The sequence below is a fragment of the Corynebacterium sp. LK31 genome, from assembly GCF_014335015.1.
In the GTDB taxonomy this organism is placed as follows: Bacteria; Actinomycetota; Actinomycetes; order Mycobacteriales; family Mycobacteriaceae; genus Corynebacterium; species Corynebacterium jeikeium_D.
In genome coordinates this window covers 99326-118084 of record NZ_PDGW01000022.1, presented here as the reverse complement: position 1 = coordinate 118084, position 18759 = coordinate 99326, and the positions used below count along the sequence as shown (strand labels likewise).

Here is an 18759-nt window from a genome sequence, read left to right as displayed (position 1 = left end):
TTTACAAAATCGCCTGTTCAAGCAACCTTTTCGGCACTTATTCAAGTACATATTCGCTGCACATTAACAACAGGTTTCGTAGCGGTTACCCCGGCCTATCCGAACAGGACCGACCGAGGTACCCCTGACCGAGGTAACGGAGAAACCGAGGAACTACTCGCCGCGGACCCAACGGACAGCGTTGCCGAAAATGTCCTGCTCACCAATGCCCGGAATGTTGCGCATCAGACCCTCACGGAAACGCTCCGGGTGGCCCATCTTGCCCAGAATCCTGCCGTCAGCACTGACAATGCCCTCAATGGCGTAGGAAGAACCGTTCGGGTTGGCTGGCGCTGTCATCGTCGGCACGCCGTCGGCATCGACGTACTGGAAAGCGACCTGACCGGCCTCGAACAGGCGGCGGGCCTCGTCCTCGGAAACCACGAAACGACCCTCACCGTGAGAAACCGGCATGAGGTGGGTCTGACCTGGCTCGAAACCGCGCAGCCACGGGGAATTCACGGTCGCGACGCGAGTGGTGGCGATGCGGGACACGTGACGCAGCTGGCGGTTGTGGGCCAGGGTCGGCGAGTCCTCGCGGAGCTGCGCAGGGTCGCCGTACGGCAGGAAGCCGGACTTGACCAGCGCCTGGAAACCGTTACAAATACCGAGCACAAGACCGTTGTCGGCCACGAACTCCTTGACGGCGGCTGCGACATCGTCGGAACGCAGGAACGCGGCGATGAACTTGGCGGATCCGTCCGGCTCATCACCCAGGGAGAAGCCACCGGAGAATGCCAGGATGTCGGAGTCCTGAAGCTTCTCGATGAACGCCTTCGTGTCCTCCGCCAGCATTGCCGGGGTCAGGTTGCGGATTACGTGGAACTCGTAGGTAGCGCCAGCCGCGACGAATGCCTCGGCCATGTCGTACTCGGAGTTGGTACCAGGAAAGACTGGCAGCAACACGTGGACATCCTTCTTGCCCGGGCTCTGCAGGTCGGTCTTGGTCTCGTTGACCTGGTTAGCGAACTCCGGCAGGGCTTCGCCCTCGTAGTCATTGAGCGGGAAGACCTCACGGTAACCGGACTCCATTGCCTCCAGAGCCTCGGCGACAGTGAAGGACTCCTCACCGAAGCGCAGCGTGCTCGACTCGTCGGTGGCACCGATCTTCACAGCACTTTCAACAGTCTGACCAGCCGGAACAGCCACAACGATGGAACCCAGCGGAGCCTCCGGAAGGGATGCCTCCAGGCCCACGCCATTGCCCACAGCCATGTTGACCAGAGTCGCGGCCAGATCCGCGTTGGTCACAGCCGAAGCAGCAGCCGGACGCAGCTCCCGCACGGCAGCAAATAGTTCGTTGAGCTGCTCGTAGTTCGGCTCCCCGGACTCGAGTGGCTTGTGCGCAAACAGGTAGAGGTCGAAGTTACCTGCCGGGATTGCAGCAGAGACAGCGTCGGTCTCGTCCATCGCGGCAACTGCGAAGGTCACCAGAGTCGCCGGCACGTGCAGGTCCTCGCCGTAGGTGCCGGACATGGAGTCCTTACCACCAATGGCCGCAACCTGGAAGCCGTCCTGAGCCTCCAGCAAGCCAAGCAGAGCCTGCGCAACCTCGCCCCACCGCTGCGGATCCTGGTCCAGGCGCTGGAAGTATTCCTGCACACTCAGCCAGGCACCGCGCGGATTGCCACCGGCCGCTGCGAGCTTAGCTAGTGCCTCCACGACGGAGTAGGAACCCATGAGGTACGGGGACTCGTCGGCAAGCGATGGCGAGTAACCCCAGGTCATGATGGACGCGGTGCTCGTGCCGCCATCGACCGGCAGCGTCTGGATCGACGCCTGCTCGTCGGTCTTCTGCGTCGCACCGCCGTACGGCATGAGCACGGTGGAGCGGCCGACGGTCGAGTCGAACTGCTCGATCATGCCCTCCTGGGAACCCGCCGTCGCCGCACGCAGCGACTCCAATACGCTCGTCGGAGCCTGCTTTACGACGCCGCCCTCCGCAGCAACCATCTCGACGTTCTGGGCGCGGTCGGCGCCGTTGGTGTCGATGAACTCACGGGAGAGGTCGAAGACAACCTCGTCGCCCATGAACATGCGCAGACGGCCGGTGTCGGTGATATCTGCCAGCGCGACGGCCTCGATGTTCTCTTCAGCAGCGGCGGCGATGATGAAGTCCGCATCCTCCGGGCGCACGACCAGCGCCATGCGCTCCTGGGACTCGGAAATTGCAATCTCGCGGGCATTCAGACCGGCGTACTTCAGCGGCACGCGCTCGAGGTGAATGTCGATGGAGTCAGCCAGCTCACCGACCGCAACGGACACGCCACCAGCGCCGAAGTCATTACAGCGGACAATCTTGGTGGCGACGTCCTCGCGGCGGAACAGGCGCTGAATCTTGCGCTCGTTGACCGGGTTACCCTTCTGCACCTCGGCACCGGAGCGGCCCAGCGAGTCCTCATCGTGAGCCTTGGACGAGCCGGTCGCACCGCCGACGCCGTCACGGCCGGTGCGGCCACCGAGCATAATCACCACATCGCCCGGCGCAGGTTCGAGGCGCTTGACGTTGTCTGCCGGGGCAGCGGCGACGACGGCACCGAGTTCCATTCGCTTAGCGACGTATCCCGGGTGGACCAGCTCACGCACACCAGTGGTGGCCAGACCGATCTGGTTGCCGTAGGAGGAGTAGCCGGCTGCGGCACGAGAGGAGATATCGCGCTGCGGCAGCTTGCCCTCGAGGGTCTGCTCGCGCGGAGTGTTGATGTCACCTGCGCCGGACAGACGCATGGCCTGGTAGACCCACGAGCGACCCGACAGCGGGTCGCGGATTGCGCCACCGAGACAGGTCGAGGCGCCACCGAACGGTTCGATCTCGGTCGGGTGGTTGTGGGTCTCGTTCTTGAACATAAGGAGCCACTTGCGGTCATCGCCCTCGACGTCGACGTAGACGGAGCAGGCGTTGATTTCTTCGGAGACTTCCTGGTCATCCATGACACCCGTGCGACGCAGTTCGCGGCCCATGATGGTGCCCATGTCCATCAAGGAGCGTGGCTTGTGCGTGCGACCGTTGAGCTCACGCAGCTCGTCGTAGCGACGCAGCGCGCGATCCAACTGCGCGGCAAAGCGCGGCTCGTTGTTCTCGATGGAGGTCAGCTCGGTGTTGAAGGTGGTGTGGCGGCAGTGGTCCGACCAGTAGGTATCCAGCGCGGACAGCTCCACCTCGGTCGGAGTGCGGCCCTCGGAGCGGAAGTAATCCTGGATGGTCTTCAGGTCGGCCAGCGACATGGCCATGCCGTCGGCTGCGAGCAGCTCGGCCAGGCCTTCGTCATCCAGCTCGGTGAAGCCCGGGTACTCCTTCAGCGGCTCAATCTCGCCCATGCTCGGACGGCGCAGGACGCTCAGGTTCTTCTCCCCCGATTCGACCGGGTTGATGAGGAAGGAGCGCACGGCGTCATTCACCGGAGCATCGAAAACATACAGCGTTGCCGAGGTGATCTGCGCCTGCGTTTCCGGGCGGAGCAGGCGCAGGGCCTGCTCGGCGGCATCGGCACGCTGGTCGTACTGGCCAGGCAGCGGCTCGACAGCAAGGTAGTTCCCCAGCTCGGCGGGGGCCGGGAGCTCGACCAGCTCGTCGACACGCGAATCAGCAACTACCGACTCACGCAGCGCGACAAGATCCTCCTCCGTCGCATCGAAAGCATCGTAGAGATAGTAGATTGCCACCTCACCGTCCTGGCCGATCGAGGACAGCAGCGTAGCTTCCTCATTGCGGAACTCGGGCTTACGGCGAACGGCTAGACGGGCGTCCATCAAGGCTCCTATCGAAATACGGGGAGGGCAACCGGGGTCTAAGTCTATTGCAACTGTTCAGGATAGGAAAATGTCCCCCGGTGCGCGAGGCGGCGCGGGGCGGCGCGGGGCGGAAGCCCCGATTGACCAAGTACAAGGCCAGGCTAATCGGATTCGGCCAGGCAAAGGCTGCGCGGGGGTGTTGGAGGTACGGCCGTGGCGGCTCAGGGAGGTGGTGAGTCGGGCGGCAGGTCCGGGTTGGTGCCTGTTGCTGCGCGTTGCGACCTGTTGTTGCACGTTGCTGAAGCAAGGGAGCTGGTTCGTTGTCTTATCGATGCATAGTTCACCCATCGATTCGCTATAGCCTGGCCACAAGTGAACAGCGCATCGACAAGTGCACACATAGCACCCACAGCGCGCGCATAAGTGGCGAAAAACCATCGACAGGTCACGAGAAACCATCGATAAGTGACCGAACCCTGGCCACAAGTGAAGGACCGCGCTGCCCCGCCCCGCAATGCCCCGGCTCGCGCTGCACTGCCAGGTAATAAAACAAAAAGACCCGCACCTCCACGGTGCGGGTCTACATGGTGCGCCCGAAGGGATTCGAACCCCTAACCTTCTGATCCGTAGTCAGATGCTCTATCCGTTGAGCTACGGGCGCGTGTGGCGGAGGCGAGAGGATTCGAACCTCCGGCCCGTCGCAAGACAGGCAACTCCTTAGCAGGGAGCCCCATTCGGCCGCTCTGGCACGCCTCCAAAACCACTGGCATCGATCCCGCTTCAGCAAAGCTGTTCGCCATTGCGTGGACGAGACCAAATAACCGCAGCCAATCCTACAGAACACAAGAATTGAAAAGCAAAACACCCGCGAAGCCACCAAATACGGCGCCACAAATAGCGACCACACCTTGGGATTTTGCGGGGATTCTGTACTGCCCAATCCGGGCCATGTTCTACAGTTAGGCCTATGACCAACGATGCATCTTCAGTTCAGCCCAAAACCCGTGCCGACCTCGAGCAGGTTCCGGCCTATGTCCCGGGCAAGGCTGTGCCCGGCGCGCTGAAGATCGCGTCCAATGAAATGACCCAACCGCCACTGCCCTCGGTGGTGGAGGCCATCTCACAGACCATCGCTGACCCAACCACCAGCCCGAACCGCTACCCGGACATGGGCGCGGTTGACCTGCGCATTAAGCTCGGCGAGCACCTGGGTCTGCCCATGGAGCAGGTCGCGGTCGGCTGCGGCTCCTCTGCTCTGTGCCTGCAGCTCGTACAGGCCACCTGTGCGGATGGGGATGAGGTCGTGTTCCCGTGGCGCAGCTTCGAGGCCTACCCCATTCTCGCTCGCGTCGCCGGGGCTACTCCGGTGCCGGTGCCGCTGGATGCGCAGGGTCGCAATGATCTTTCGGCAATGGCTGCCGCTATCACCGGCCGCACACGCCTGGTTTTCGTCTGTAATCCCAATAACCCGACGGGCACGACCATCACTCGCGAGGCTTTCGCGGAGTTTATGGCGCAGGTTCCGGGCGATGTTGTGGTCGCTCTCGACGAGGCGTACATCGAGCTGGTGGACGAGGCCACTCATGCCGCTACCCCGTTGGCGCATGAGCTGCTGGATACCTACCCCAACCTGGTCGGTTTGCGCACATTCTCCAAGGTCTACGGTTTGGCCGGGCTCCGCGTGGGCTACATGTTCGGCCCGGAGAAGCTTGTGGAGGCCGTGAATAAGGTCGCTATCCCCTTCTCCGTAAACACTCTCGCGCAGATTGCCGCGCTCACCTCGCTCGACGCACAGGAAGAGCTCACCGCCCGCATTGCTGAGGTCCGCGCACAGCGCGTCGCCGTCACAGAGGCCATCAACGCCGCCACCGGCCGCGAGACGGTGCTGCCGAACTCGCAGGCCAACTTCATTTGGATTGACGAGGGGCGGATCGCGAATCTCTCTTTGCTTGACGACGTCTCGGTGGCCACCACCACGGATCTCGGTGACTTCCTGGCGCAGCGCAACATTCTCATCCGCTGCTTCGCCGGCGAAGGTGCTCGCATCACCATCACTACTGAGGAAGAGACCTCGCAGCTGCTGGCTGCGCTAGGAATTGAGCACTAGCAGCTATCGCTCAGCTAGCAGCTACCGGCGCGGCCGGTGGTCGCGCCACCGCTGCGCTCAATCGCCTTTGCGATGCGGTCAAGCATTTGCTGGCCGGTCTCATAGGTGCCGTCGTCAGGCTGGGCTGCGATAGCGACACCAACGAAGGTGCCCGGCTTCTTGCCCGGCAGATAGCCGAACTGTCGCACAAGGTAGACACCTTCATCATCTGGGCCCCACCCACCCTTGAAGTGGGCACCGCGGATGCGTCCGAGGCCGTAGGACTGCTCGTCGGCAATCTGTCCCATGAGGTCAGCGACCTTTGGGCCCGCCTCGATGCACTGCAAATTGGCGCCGAAAATAGCCTGGTCGCGCAAATCCCACTGCGTCTGCCCGAAGACGGTGTATTCCGCACGGATGCGGTCAGTGCCCATGACGGTGCGGGTGTCGTGGCCCTCTCGGAGAATCTCGTCGGTGGTCGCGCCCGCGGTCGCGTCATCGCCCAGGGAGTACCACATGGACTCAGCCGCATCGTTATCGGAAACCGTGATTGCGGCTTCGACCAGGGAATCCACGCCCGATTGGCGCACATAAGCCACCGCGATGGGCACCTTGGAGGTCGACCAGGCCGGACCCGTTTTGAAGTCACCCGTGGAAACCACTTCGGAATCCTTATCCGGCGTTGCCAGAGCGGCGCCGGCCAGACCACCGAGTTCCTTTTGCGCGGACTTCACTGCCTCGACAACTTCGCGAGGCATCTCACCGGGCACAACTTTCCCGTCGGAGGATGCTCCGCCGGGGCCGTCGTCAAGCGGATTGGACAGCGTCGGCGACGGCATGTCCGCCGAGTCGGTGCCGATGGTGCAGGCGCTAAGGCCGAGCGTGACGACGGCGGTTGCGGCCAGAGCTACTCGGAGACGTTTAGACAATGTGCACCGTCGCATTCGTACCGCCGGTGCAAGTGACAACCTCACCGTTATCGCGGCAGGTCATGCTGTATGTCTTGCCAGTTGTTGGGCTGCTAGCGGTGACTGTACCGTTGAGCTTCTTCGTAAGTTGGTACTGCTCAACGAAGGAATTGCGCACGTTGGTGGCAAACTGACAGGTCGTAGTGTTACCACCGACATCTTCTGCATATACCAAGTTCAAATCACCCGGATCGCCCGAGCCGGAGCAGTGACGCCAGTTCGATGGCGGCTGGAACCCTTCAGCGCGACGCTTCTGCTCAGCGGTCGACGACGTGGAAAAATCCTCAGCACTAGCTGACTGAACCGACTGGGGCGAGTTGCTGCCGGCCGAATTCACTCCCTTCGAATCGGAGAAGTAGAAGAAAGCCATTGCGCCGACGAAGAGAGCGACCGCAACGAGCGCCAGGACAATAACCGCGATGGTCAGCCCCTTGTTGTCATTGCTCGGCGCAGCAGCCGGACCAGCTTGCGGACCTGGAACATAGGGGGCGGGGCGGTATGGTTCAGGCTGCTGGGACTGTGAATACTGCTGCTGCAGATACTGCGTTTGCTGGTTCTGGGGCTGATAGTCCTGCGTTTGCCCCTCAGGCTGCTCCCACTGTGCCCCATCCACAGCGCTCCACGCATTTGCCGGCGTATCAGCGGAGGGTTGATCATCTGACGTGCCCGGATTTATGCTCCACTCACCGAACGAGTCGTCCGAGTGGTTGCTCCGATTCGTTGCCATTGTTCGACCTTTTCCCTCAATACCGTCCGCCAGCATGACGCTGGGTTTGTATTACAGCAAGACCGAGCTTACCGGTTTTAGCAATTTGCCCGTATTGTTTCAGGCCACAACGGTTTCGGGTCCATGTCATGCAGCTTTTCCACCGAGTGCCCCGGGTTGAAGTGGATTTCAGTTCCTGTATTCAACGAACCGTCGGCAATCGCGTCGGCGCCCCTTGGCGATGGTGTCATTGACCACCAGTTCCTGAGCATGTGCGATACTGCCGAATCCCGCACATGTCCGCGCATGTCATACCTGCGGCCGGAGAGAATGCAGCAATGCGCGCAATACCGCGGTTACGTACGGTACGACTATCCGTCGCTGACCTCAGCACATACGCCAACTTTTAAGAGAAATGAAGAAACCCCCGGTAGAAAATCTACCGAGGGTTTCATCTGCGGAAGCAGGGGGATTTGAACCCCCGGAGGTGTGACCCTCGCTGGTTTTCAAGACCAGTGCATTCGGCCGCTCTGCCATACTTCCAACGCCAACATCATAACCGCATACCGCCGTAAGGCAGCAAACGCCCTCATAACACCCCTTGCCAGCACCTTTCGCAAGCCCTTCATCGGAAACCACACCCCAAGCATCCACCTCTACAGACATAACTATTTTTGCTAACTGCAAAAGAGCTTGAAATACCGCGTGCATAACCAGTTTTTGCATTACCTTTGAAGACTATGAAGGCAATCATTCAGACTGATCTTTCCAACCCCCGCGCCCTGGAATGGGCCGATGCTCCGGAACCGACTCTCGAGGATGGGCAGGTGCTGGTCAAGGTCAAAGCCGCTGGCGTAAACCGCGCTGACCTGCTGCAGGCCGCTGGCCACTACCCGCCACCGAAAGGCGTGACCGACACCCTCGGCCTGGAGTGCGCGGGTGTCATTGAAGAGGTCAAGGGCGACTCCCAGGGCTGGAAAGTCGGCGACGAGGTCTGCTGCCTTCTCTCCGGTGGCGCTTACGCCGAAAAGGTCGCAGTCCCGGCCGGCCAGATTCTCCCACTACCACATGGCTACTCCTTCACCGAGGCCGCATCTATCGTCGAGGTTGCCTGCACGGTGTTCTCGAATGTCGTGATGATTGCCGGCCTCAAGGAAGGCGACCTGCTGCTGGTCCACGGTGGCGCGGGTGGCATCGGCACTTTCGCTATTCAGATGGCCAAGCGGCTCGGTGCTCGCGTCGCAGTCACCGCCGGTTCGGCGGAGAAGCTGGCTAAGTGCAAGGAGCTCGGCGCCGACATCCTCATCAATTACAAGGAAGAGGACTTCGAGGAGATTGTCTCAGCTGAGGGCGGTGCCAATGTCATTCTGGACATCATGGGCGCAAAGTACCTCGACCGAAACGTCAAGGCCCTGGCGAAGGACGGCCACCTGGTCATCATCGGCATGCAGGGAGGCGTTAAGGGCGAGCTCAACATCGGCCGCCTGCTGAGCAAGCGCGGCTCCATCACCGCCACCGGCCTGCGCTACCGCGATCTCGCTGACAAGGCTCGCATCGTCAACGCCACAGAGGACACCATCTGGCCAATGCTTGCCGACGGCACCGTCACCCCTCAAATTCATGAGGTCATGGATATGCGCGACGCAGCCAAGGCCCACGAGCTGCTCGACAGCGGCGCGGTCAGCGGCAAGATTGTGCTGACCGTCTAGTTAGCTGACTACCTAGCTAACCGAGCGAGGCAACTGCGCGCACAAGCTGGTCAATGTCGTGCGGCGTATTGAACGGCTGGAGGCCAACTCCCACGGCGCCTCCAGCCTCATCGATGCCCATGGCCTCCAGCAGTGGCGATTCGTATGCATCAACAATGCTGGTCACCAGGCCATTATCCAGCAACCTATCCACGACCACCTTCGCCGACACCCCATCGACGAGGAAGCTAACGCGCGGAATATGCTTTGCCCGCGACACACTCGCGAAAGAATCATCTTCGGTATCCATGCCGATGATGTACACCCGAGGCAGGGTCATCAACGCTGCAATCAGGCGTTCCGACAACGTCGTCAAGTAGCGAGAAACCTGCGGCATCGCCGTTTCAATGCGATGCCTACGCGACCCCCTCGCCGTGCTATCCAGCGATGCCAGGTGCAGCACCGATTCCGACACCCCGCCCAGCAATGCCGGCGACACCGGGGAAACCTCGATCCGCTCGACGCCGCGCACATTCGGCACATAGCTTAACGACGTCATGCGCTCGAACATCTCGGGATCCTTGAACACCAATGCTGCGACCTCAGGTCCGCCCAGCACGGAGGCATCAACCAGCATGATGTCGGCGCCCAGCTTGCTCATCGACACATCGCGGTAGGCGACAATATCCGAGGCATCAACCAAAACCCAGGCGTTGGAGTACTCATGCACCCGCCGAGAAATGTCAGCTACCGGGGCAATGGTGCCAATGAACGGATCCGCGGCCGGGACGACAACGAGGCGAGTGTGCTCGTCTACGAGCTCGTCGAACTGCCAGGACGGCAACGTACCCGAGGACAAGTCAGCCTCGGCAATGCGGACTTGAGCTCCGTAGAGATTGGCTGCCCGGCGTAGTGGTGCGTGTACAACTTGCGAACCAATGCGAGAAATCACCAGGTTAGAGCCGAGCGTCAAGCGTCGACTCATTGCGGACGTGAACTGCTCCATGAGCACCTCACGCGAAGATCCCAACACCACGCCGGCGACCGGGCCGCCAGTGAGGTCGGCAAAAGCCCGGCGCGCACTGGCGGTTAGCTCCGCTGCAGCGGGAACGCCCGAGCTGCGCGACTGGCCATGAGCCCCCGCCCCAGTCTCACCAGGAAGGGACTTCTGGGCATTGCGAAATGCAGAAATCATCGCAGCCTGGACACGCTCGGGTACCTGGGTGCGTTGACCCGCATTGAGGTATGTCCACCCGTCGGAAAGCGACGAGTAAGCACCCCTGGTTGTCGGCACATCGAAGGCCATGAAAACCCTTTCCCGGTTTCGAATTCAAGCTGCGATATCTATTTCAGAGTTAACTGTGCAATCACCCACGAATCGAGCATCCATGCCCCGAACCGTGTATCGATTGCACATCTTAGTTGGAACCAATTCTATCGAAGCAACCCCCTATAGGATAATCTTTATCCCTTTTTAGTAGTTGCTTAAAATTGGACGAACTTTTCTTGCCTGTAGCCATGCGCAAGCACTCCCGATGCGTGAACCATATGCACCAGCTGCATGCCATAAAGCAGTTACAGCGGCGATTGTATGTAAGTTTTCCAGGGTCACATAACCAGTCACATAACCAACCGTGGAAACAGCCTCAGAAGCACCACGTCACCACCAAGGACGACCACCCCACGCGACGGTTGTTCGCTGTCACGACATGGAATAATGGCTCGCCCAGTGCCGTCGGTATTCAATCTAAACCGCCCTAGCTAGTATTTTGGAGACGTGACTAACGCAGAAAATGATCGCCAATCCGCAGCTGCAGCCGACCAGTCGGCCAATACTGTGCGCAATGGCTCCGCTATCCGCACGGAGGAAACTCTCCGTCGCGACATTGCGCGCATAACTGACGCAACAGGCGAGGCACCGGCTTTCAAGTCGCGTTCCCGCACCATGGGCGCTGCCTGGCGGGATCTAGCTATCGGCTTCGGCCAGCGTGAGCTGTGGCTGCAGCTGGGCTGGCAGGACATCAAGCAGCGCTACCGCCGCTCCACGCTTGGCCCACTGTGGATCACCATTGCCACCGGCGCCATGGCCCTGGCTCTCGGCCTGCTGTACTCGCTGCTGTTCCAGCAGGAGCTGGCGTTCTTCCTGCCACACGTGACCGTTGGCCTGATCATCTGGGGATTCATCTCCGGCTGCGTGCGCGAGGGCGCAACCGTCTTCATTGAAAACGAAGGCCTGATCAAACAGTTGCCCAGCGCGCTGAGCGTTCACGTCTACAGGCTGGTATGGCGGCAGCTGCTCTTCCTGGCCCACAACATGGTGATCTGGCTAATCCTCGTGCTGGTCTTCCGGCCGGATTTGGGCTGGAACTTCTTTCTGGTCATCCCCGCGATGGCGCTGCTGGTGGTCAACGGTGTGTGGGTGACGATGTTCTTCGGCATCATCGCTACGCGCTACCGCGACGTGGCACCACTGCTGGATTCCCTAATTCAGCTGGTGTTTTACATGACTCCGATTGTGTGGACCACCAAGACGCTGGAGGAACAGGGCGGTGCCGTCGCCGAACGCGCACGCATCGCAGAGATCAATCCCCTGTTCCACTACCTGGAAATCATCCGCGCCCCACTGACCGGCCAGCCGGTGGATACCTACCACTGGTGGATCGTCCTCGCCTGCACCGCAGTTGGCCTGTTGCTGGCACTCGGGGCCATGCGCCTGTGGCGCTCCCGCGTGAGCTACTGGGTTTAGGCCGCAAAGGCCGTCGTAAAGCGAATAGAACTAGCAAGGGATAAGCATGGTCAGCATTGATACTTACAACGCGTGCGTTGACTTCCCCATTTTCGACGCCAAATCGCGGTCGATGAAGAAGGCGTTCCTCGGCGCCGCGGGTGGTGCGATTGGCCGCAATGACTCCAATGTCGTGGTCATTGAGGCGCTGAAGGACATCAACATCCATCTGCGCGAGGGCGACCGCGTCGGCTTGGTAGGCCACAACGGAGCGGGTAAATCCACGCTGCTGCGACTGCTGTCGGGCATCTATGAGCCCACGCGCGGTGCCGCCGATGTGCGCGGCCGTGTGGCTCCGGTGTTCGACCTCGGTGTCGGCATGGACCCGGAGATCTCAGGTCTGGAAAACATCATCATCCGCGGTCTGTTCCTGGGGCAGACACGCAAGCAGATGAAATCCAAGCTCGACGAAATCGCAGAATTCACCGAACTCGGTGACTACCTGCACATGCCACTGCGCACCTACTCCACCGGTATGCGCGTGCGACTGGCGCTCGGCGTGGTCACGTCCATTGAGCCGGAGATTTTGCTTCTCGACGAAGGCATCGGAGCCGTCGACGCCGCATTCATGGCGAAGGCCCGGACGAAGTTGACCGAACTGGTCGACCGCTCCGGACTGCTGGTGTTTGCGTCGCACTCGAATGAGTTCCTGGCGCAGCTGTGCGACACGGCGCTGTGGATTGATCACGGTACGGTTCGACAGGCAGGGCTTGTCGACGAAGTGGTCGAAGCCTACGAAGGTAAAGAGGCCGCCGACCAGGTGCGCCGCGTGCTCGCGCAGCGACGGTAGCAGCTTCGCCGGGAGTCCGGGCGCAGTTCCCCATCGTGGCCGAGCGGGCGGCTGGCGGGCGGCACGGACGCTTGGAATTGCCCACCCGGAGCAACATGGCAAGATAGACAGCAATAAAAACAGTAATAAACGGTACGTCCCCGATGGAGAACGAAGTGAGCGAAAACTCGGCTGACCACCCAAAGCACGATGAGGCAGCAACGGCCGCAATCGTGGTGACTCACAACCGCATCGAGGACCTGCGTCAATCGCTTCCCATCGTTGCCAGCCAGACCCACATGCCGAAATGGCTCATCATCGTCGACAACGGCAATGACCCGAAGGTCAAGGAACTCGCTGAGCAGGTGGCGGCGCAGCAGTCGTCGGAAAGCGGATCGGCGCCGGAAATTCACTACTTCGGCTCCAAGACGAACTTGGGCGGCGCTGGTGGTTTCGCACTGGGCATGCTGACTGCGCTGTCGCTGGGCGCGGAGTGGATTTGGTGCGCCGATGATGACGGGCGCCCGGAGGACTCCTACGTGCTGAAGGCGCTGCACAGCTGCGCGCGACGTCACCAGCTCGACGCTGTCTCGCCGGTGGTCTGCGACATTAAGGCCCCGAACAAGCTGGCATTCCCCCTGCGCCGCGGGCTGGTGTGGCGCCGTCATCGCGAGGAGCTTTTCGAAAGCGGCATCAACCCCAAGCTTCCCGCAGTGAACGACTCTGAGGGGCGGAGATGGTTCACCAACTTTGCAGATCAGAAGGCTGCGACCGGGCTCGAACTGCCTAGCGACCTCGAAACCATCGACGGCAACCACGACCTCCTGCCCGGCATCGCATCCCTGTTTAACGGCGCACTGTTTAGCGCCCGCTCGCTGGAACAGCTCGGCGTTCCCGACTACCGCCTATTCATCCGCGGCGACGAGGTCGAATTCCACCGCCGCCTGGTCCGCTCCGGCCTCCGGTTCGGCACATGCTTGACGACGGCCTACCTGCACCCCTCCGGCTCGGGTGAATTTGTGCCCATTCTCGGCGGCAAGATGCACACGCAGTACCCGACCAACGACTTCAAGCGCTACTTCACCTACCGCAACCGCGGCTACCTGATGAGCCAGCCCGGCATGCGCAAGCTCATGCCACAGGAGTTCCTGCGCTTCGGCTGGTTCTTCCTGGTCCAGCGCCGCGATGTCCGCGGCTTCTACCGCTGGTTCAAGCTACTGAAGCAGGGGCGCGCGGAGAACTTCGAGCGCTTCGATCCAAAGTCGAAGTAGTTCGGGCTGGCGTTGCGGCTGGTGGGGCTGGTGGGGCTGAGGCTGTGGCGCTGGCCTGCATATTTGATCTCGCCCGGGTCGTGTAGTCCGCATTTCGAGTGCTCAGTGCGCAAAAGTGTTACCTAACCCCTGGTTCCCTTCTCCTCCACTGACATATCGATGAGGTATTCACTCATCGATGCGCTACAGCCTGCGCATAAGTGAATAGTCCTACGATAAGTGCGCGGGCCAGGCCAACAGCGTGGCCATAAGTCCTGAAAAGTCATCGACAAGTGGCGGAAAGTTGGCCATAAGTCAGCACAATTGCAATAGGTCAGCAGCTGAACTTAGCCTGAGTCGCGCGAGGCCGGTGCATTTTCCAGAAGCTGCAAACGCTGCTTACGCTCCTGGATTCTGGAATCACGGAGCTGCCGATCTTTATACGGGACAGTGGCTTGACGAAAACGCCCAACTTCGGACGAAAATACCAACCCACCTGCCTGAATGCGCTGCCTCTGCCGAATAGCAAACTGTCGCAAGACCTCCACGCAGTCCCCATTAATGACCTGCGCCCATTGGAAGCGGAGTACATCTAAGTGGAGGTTCCTCAGACGCTTCTCGCGAGCTTGCTCTTTCAGAAGTACAGTTTCCGTGGCTGCTACCCCGCCACCGGAATACTTAGTCAGCCCATCGAACTCAATGATCAAATTCAGATGAGGCACATAAAAATCGACGCGCCCAATGAATCCTTCACTGTCATAGAACTCGACTTGCTGCATGAGCACGCATTTTTCGTCGTAAAGCGTGGCAATTCCTGAGTCGATTATGCATTTCTTTGTGATCGACTCACCGATGGTTTCGCTGTGTTCGCTGGCAGTTCGAAGTAGCTCGCGGGCGCGACGGGTCCCCGGCGAACGTGGGTAATTTGTGAGGACGGTGTGCAGTTCTTCGAGGTCACACCACTGTCGCAGTGCGGTGTCAACGATGATTGGCCCGTTTTCGGACTCGGCGGTGCGGCAGATATCGATGACGGTTTTCGGCACATCTGTAACGCAGCGCCCACCAATGCGAACGATGTCTTGTTCGAGGATTCTGCCACTGACATGGCGCAATCCGCCGCCAGGTCGGCGCAGGCCGGAATTGGCAAGCGCGATTGTGGCATTTCGAACAAGCAACGGGATGCCATGCAACGCAGCGGCTGCTTCGCCCGTAATGATTGTCCCGGAACCTGGCTTGACCAGTGCCTTTATCTGTAGTTGAAAACGTTCGAATGCTGACAGCGCATTCCAGCGAGAGCACTCGATGTAGGTGCCGTACGCCAGTCTGAGCAGGGATCCATCTCGAATATTTGCGCTTCCGACGTGCCCGTGCAGATTATCCAGCTCTGACTTGGCACTGACATATTCACAAGGATGCTTGATTTGTTTCTGCGAAGCCGCGTGGATGAGGCCATCGGAATCGTAAGTCCAGTTAGGCATTGGTTTAGGCACGCTCCCCGAGGTGGGCTACAGGAATTCACGCATTGGAATTAGTGCCTTTAGTTATGGTCGACCCCGCGGAAATTGGCAGCAGAAAAGCCGCCGAATTGCCCGTTTCTGTGGACAATTTGGCGGCTGTGGATAACTGTCAAACGTTAACCTCTTGGTGCATCCTCGAGACGGATACCAAAAGGAACTCCGGGATCAGAGGGCCAATAGTATTCATCATCCGAAAAGGTAATAGTGGCGCGCTCGCCATCTCTGTGCAGTGCCGGATTGACGATCGCCTGTTCAATCGTGCGCGTCTCCGGTCCGTTTTGCCCCGACAGCTGTGCAGTAACTTCGGTCGGCTGGTCCAGAATCAAGATTGCGTAAGGTCCCCTGTCCGGTGAACCGGGGTTAGGATCCTGGCGCTGCTCATAGGCTAGAACATCTGCCTTGGTCTGGAAAACCTTCACGGTTCCCGTAATCGAATTGGTTCCAGACGTGCTTGACGAAGAACTAGAACCCGAACCAGACCCCGACCCCGAAGCCGACCGCCCCGCCGTCGGATTCGGGCCACCGTTGCCACCGTTGCCACCGTTACCACCATCAGCGCCAGTACCATTCGAGCCCGAGCCCGGCGCGCAGTCATTACCAGCAGCAATGGCCTCGACGACATCCAGGTTGTCAGCCGGAATCCAGTTAAACTGCTCGAACTCCCCGGCACTCGGATTCGCAGGCGTTTCCACCAGCTCATTGCCCTGGCGCGTCACCAGCAAATCTTCCTGATCGCGCCCCATCCTCTCTGCAGAAAACGAGAACATACCCGGCTGACCAGTAGCTCGCTGAAGAGCGCGACGTACACCGCCCACAGAAGTCACGCCGTCATGGTAGGAATTCTGAAACTGAATTTCCTGACCATTTTCGTCAACGCCGTAGACACCAATCGCATCAATTTCGGCGCTCATCGCACTTGTGCCATAGTTCAGCACCAGCTCGGGCACGCACCCATCATCAAGATGCACGAGCGCATATTTCATCGCCCCACCAGGACTAACTTCTCCGACAAAAGTCTGCAGTGGCGCCGGGTTCGCCAGCACCTGCTTGTACACAACGACGGCCTTCTCCGCCTGCGCCTGCACCTGCGCATCGCCATTTTCGCTTGACGACGACACACTGCCCTCAGCAGCCGCCGAATCGCCACCTCGATCCCCAGAAACCTGGAGGAAAAGGAACAGAGCCAGCAACAGGATAATCAACACCAGCAGCACCAAGATGGTGATGAGCTGTTTGCGGGTTTTGTCACCTGAGCTAGTCGAAGGCGTGGGTGTGTGCGTGGTCATGATTGAAGAACTACTCGCCTTGGAAGAACTTTTCCCAGTTGTCTTCGCTGGTCAAAGATGGCACGGCGGCACGCCACTGCTTCGCAAGGTCGTCCCACTTGGAGGACAGTTCGCGCATGAGGCTGATGGTCTCGGCGCGCATGGACTTTTCCTTATCCAGGTCGCGGACCAGGTGACGCACACCGTTCTGGGAGGCATCGGTGACCCAGACGTCGTCGAAGGTGGAAATGTGCCACCAGAAGGAGTCCTCGAAGGCCACAGCCACCGGCCCCGGGCGCTTCTTACCCATCTGGGTGTACGCAAGCCGCTTTGCCATCGTCTTGTTTTCGCTGGAGATCTCGTGTGACGGCGGACGAACTGGGGTCAGACCACCCGGCATCTCGTGCATCGGCAGCAGCTCGGTCTCCGGGAAGTTCTTTCGACCAGCAGAAATGCGAGCGAAGTCGCCCTGCGATGCGTTCTTCAGCACCTCCGGGCCACGTAGCAGGTCACGAACAGCTTCCATCTGCGTCCAGGCCAGGCCGTAGCGCATGGAGACCAGGTTCGAGAGGATTCGTCGTGAAGCGACGTTGACCATGTCCTTTGCGGTGACATCGCCGTGCATGGTGGCGGCGATGAGGGAGTTGCGCAGGCCGAAGTACTGGGCGGCGTTTTCGATGTCCTTCCAGTAGAAATCGGCGTGCCAGACGGCTGCGCCCGGAATGGTGTCAGTCGGGTAACCGGCCTTGGCGGCGCGGAAACCGTAGTCGATGTCGTCGTACTGGAAGAACAGCGGCAGCGCCAGGCCAATCTTCTTAATGACCTCGGACGGCACCAGGCAGGTCCACCAGGCGTTGTAGTCAACGCCCAGGCGACGCAGCTGGTGGTACTTGCGCACGTCCACGTCGGCGTAACCGAACTTGGGGTCGTTCTCCTCGACCGTCAGCGCCTTCCAGTTGTACGTCTCGCCGGTGCGGAAGAGGCTGGTCGGGTTGAACAGGAAGAGCATCTGCGCGCCGAGCAGCATCGGCTTTTCCGCGCATACGGCCAGGGCGGATAGGCGCAGGGTGGTTTCGGGCTCGGGGCGGATGTCGTCGTCGGTAAGCAGCACCATGCAGTCGCCCGCAGCGGTGGCATCGCGCATGCCGCGGGAGAAACCGCCGGCGCCGCCGAGGTTCGGCTGGTGGACAACGTTCAGGCGCTCGCCGAGGATCTCCTTGGCCTGAATGAAGTCAGCTTCGTCGGCCGGGTGCTGTTCGCCCTGGTCAACGACGCGGATGGTGCGAACGCGCTCAAGGGCTGGCAGGTCCTCAGCCAGCGTGGCGACGGTTCGAGCACAGTCAACCGGTCGGTTGTAAGAACAAATGACCAGGTCAGTCGGAATATCGCGCTTGATAGCCGACTTGGGCACAACATAGCGGACATCGGAAATCTTTGCGCCTGCGTCCTCGGTGTCGAAGCGCAGGTGAATGGCACCGCCATCGGCGAAGCGGTCCAGCGGGACGGTCAGGCGAACCTCTTCATTGGCAGAACCCGACATCGGCGAGTGCTCACCGGTCCAGTTGCCGTCGGCATCCGAGCCACCCGCTGCCCAGGAGTCCTCCAATCGGAGGTGGCCCCCAATATCCTCGGTGTAGGCCAGCACACGCGCGGAACCGACCACGCGCGCACGGATTTCGACCTGCTTAATTGAGGTCCAGCGCTGCCAGTAAGAAGCTCGGAAGCGCCCGAAGTAGGTGTCAGTGCGCACTACGGTGTGGCGACCGAGCGTGATCGAGTTACGGGTGGCCTGCACCGAGCTGTCGTAGGCGCCAACGCCTTCGACTCGGTAGTACAAATCCGGCTCCACCCAGTCTGCGGGCGGAGCAAACAGCACGCGCTGAATAGTCAGCATGTCAACATCGGTTTCGGCGGTCAGCTGAGTGGATTCCTTATTAGAAGCAGTCGAAGTCAC

Annotated in this window: 12 protein-coding genes and 3 tRNA genes; 5 read left to right on the top strand and 10 right to left on the bottom strand. The window is 60.4% G+C overall.

Annotated features, from left to right (window positions below):
- Positions 1 to 153 precede the first annotated feature (153 nt).
- The 3 genes from CRD18_RS08215 to CRD18_RS08205 all read right to left on the bottom strand — a co-directional run bounded on the left by CRD18_RS08215 (position 154) and on the right by CRD18_RS08205 (position 4527).
- Positions 154 to 3789, bottom strand: coding sequence for a phosphoribosylformylglycinamidine synthase (locus tag CRD18_RS08215; protein WP_187406637.1), 3636 nt, complete (start codon positions 3787 to 3789; stop codon positions 154 to 156).
- Between the two features lie 567 nt (positions 3790 to 4356).
- Positions 4357 to 4432, bottom strand: a tRNA-Arg gene (locus CRD18_RS08210).
- 3 nt (positions 4433 to 4435) lie between these two features.
- Positions 4436 to 4527, bottom strand: a tRNA-Ser gene (locus CRD18_RS08205).
- A gap of 211 nt (positions 4528 to 4738) precedes the next feature.
- Here CRD18_RS08205 and CRD18_RS08200 point away from each other — a divergent pair.
- Positions 4739 to 5878 (top strand): histidinol-phosphate transaminase, encoded by a 1140-nt coding sequence (locus tag CRD18_RS08200; protein ID WP_088611833.1) that lies wholly within the window; start codon positions 4739 to 4741, stop codon positions 5876 to 5878.
- A gap of 14 nt (positions 5879 to 5892) precedes the next feature.
- On the opposite strand, the gene CRD18_RS08195 is transcribed toward CRD18_RS08200, so the two are convergent.
- The 3 genes from CRD18_RS08195 to CRD18_RS08185 all read right to left on the bottom strand — a co-directional run bounded on the left by CRD18_RS08195 (position 5893) and on the right by CRD18_RS08185 (position 8074).
- Positions 5893 to 6786, bottom strand: a complete 894-nt coding sequence (locus CRD18_RS08195; RefSeq protein ID WP_224433578.1) for a hypothetical protein — start codon at positions 6784 to 6786, stop codon at positions 5893 to 5895.
- Complete coding sequence (locus CRD18_RS08190) at positions 6779 to 7552, bottom strand: hypothetical protein (RefSeq protein ID WP_070604718.1); 774 nt, start codon at positions 7550 to 7552, stop codon at positions 6779 to 6781. The genes CRD18_RS08195 and CRD18_RS08190 overlap by 8 nt, the downstream gene beginning before the upstream one ends.
- Before the next feature lie 437 nt (positions 7553 to 7989).
- Positions 7990 to 8074, bottom strand: a tRNA-Ser gene (locus tag CRD18_RS08185).
- Positions 8075 to 8271: 197 nt separating this feature from the next.
- On the opposite strand from CRD18_RS08185, the gene CRD18_RS08180 reads away from it, so the two are divergent.
- Positions 8272 to 9240: an NAD(P)H-quinone oxidoreductase gene (locus tag CRD18_RS08180; RefSeq protein WP_070429126.1), complete on the top strand. Its 969-nt coding sequence runs from the start codon at positions 8272 to 8274 to the stop codon at positions 9238 to 9240.
- A 16-nt stretch (positions 9241 to 9256) separates the two neighbouring features.
- Here the strand turns inward: CRD18_RS08180 and CRD18_RS08175 are convergent, their stop codons facing one another.
- The gene (locus CRD18_RS08175; protein WP_187406636.1) at positions 9257 to 10525 is read right to left on the bottom strand and encodes an aminotransferase class V-fold PLP-dependent enzyme; all 1269 of its coding nucleotides are present in this window, start codon (positions 10523 to 10525) and stop codon (positions 9257 to 9259) included.
- Between the two features lie 471 nt (positions 10526 to 10996).
- On the opposite strand from CRD18_RS08175, the gene CRD18_RS08170 reads away from it, so the two are divergent.
- The 3 genes from CRD18_RS08170 (at position 10997) to CRD18_RS08160 (ending at position 14044) form a co-directional block, all read left to right on the top strand.
- Positions 10997 to 11965, top strand: coding sequence for an ABC transporter permease (locus tag CRD18_RS08170; protein ID WP_151011223.1), 969 nt, complete (start codon positions 10997 to 10999; stop codon positions 11963 to 11965).
- A 46-nt stretch (positions 11966 to 12011) separates the two neighbouring features.
- The gene (locus CRD18_RS08165; RefSeq protein ID WP_005510871.1) at positions 12012 to 12794 is read left to right on the top strand and encodes an ABC transporter ATP-binding protein; all 783 of its coding nucleotides are present in this window, start codon (positions 12012 to 12014) and stop codon (positions 12792 to 12794) included.
- A gap of 143 nt (positions 12795 to 12937) precedes the next feature.
- Positions 12938 to 14044: a glycosyltransferase gene (locus CRD18_RS08160; RefSeq protein WP_070549350.1), complete on the top strand. Its 1107-nt coding sequence runs from the start codon at positions 12938 to 12940 to the stop codon at positions 14042 to 14044.
- Positions 14045 to 14370: 326 nt separating this feature from the next.
- Here the strand turns inward: CRD18_RS08160 and CRD18_RS08155 are convergent, their stop codons facing one another.
- The 3 genes from CRD18_RS08155 to CRD18_RS08145 form a co-directional block, all read right to left on the bottom strand.
- Positions 14371 to 15513, bottom strand: a complete 1143-nt coding sequence (locus CRD18_RS08155) for an endonuclease domain-containing protein (protein WP_242458693.1) — start codon at positions 15511 to 15513, stop codon at positions 14371 to 14373.
- 143 nt (positions 15514 to 15656) lie between these two features.
- Positions 15657 to 16826 carry a hypothetical protein gene (locus tag CRD18_RS08150; protein ID WP_187406635.1) on the bottom strand — a complete coding sequence of 390 codons (1170 nt, stop codon included), beginning with the start codon at positions 16824 to 16826 and terminating at the stop codon, positions 15657 to 15659.
- Between the two features lie 10 nt (positions 16827 to 16836).
- Positions 16837 to 18759, bottom strand: coding sequence for a glycosyltransferase (locus CRD18_RS08145; RefSeq protein WP_016421829.1), 1923 nt, complete (start codon positions 18757 to 18759; stop codon positions 16837 to 16839).

Excerpts from the sequence above, each read along its gene's own strand:
- CRD18_RS08175 (WP_187406636.1), bottom strand. The coding sequence starts at position 10,525 with ATGGCCTTCGATGTGCCGACAACCAGGGGTGCTTACTCGTCGCTTTCC.
- CRD18_RS08150 (WP_187406635.1), bottom strand. The coding sequence starts at position 16,826 with ATGACCACGCACACACCCACGCCTTCGACTAGCTCAGGTGACAAAACC.
- CRD18_RS08180 (WP_070429126.1), top strand. The coding sequence starts at position 8,272 with ATGAAGGCAATCATTCAGACTGATCTTTCCAACCCCCGCGCCCTGGAA.
- CRD18_RS08165 (WP_005510871.1), top strand. The coding sequence starts at position 12,012 with ATGGTCAGCATTGATACTTACAACGCGTGCGTTGACTTCCCCATTTTC.
- CRD18_RS08200 (WP_088611833.1), top strand. The coding sequence starts at position 4,739 with ATGACCAACGATGCATCTTCAGTTCAGCCCAAAACCCGTGCCGACCTC.
- CRD18_RS08190 (WP_070604718.1), bottom strand. The coding sequence starts at position 7,552 with ATGGCAACGAATCGGAGCAACCACTCGGACGACTCGTTCGGTGAGTGG.
- CRD18_RS08215 (WP_187406637.1), bottom strand. The coding sequence starts at position 3,789 with ATGGACGCCCGTCTAGCCGTTCGCCGTAAGCCCGAGTTCCGCAATGAG.
- CRD18_RS08160 (WP_070549350.1), top strand. The coding sequence starts at position 12,938 with ATGGAGAACGAAGTGAGCGAAAACTCGGCTGACCACCCAAAGCACGAT.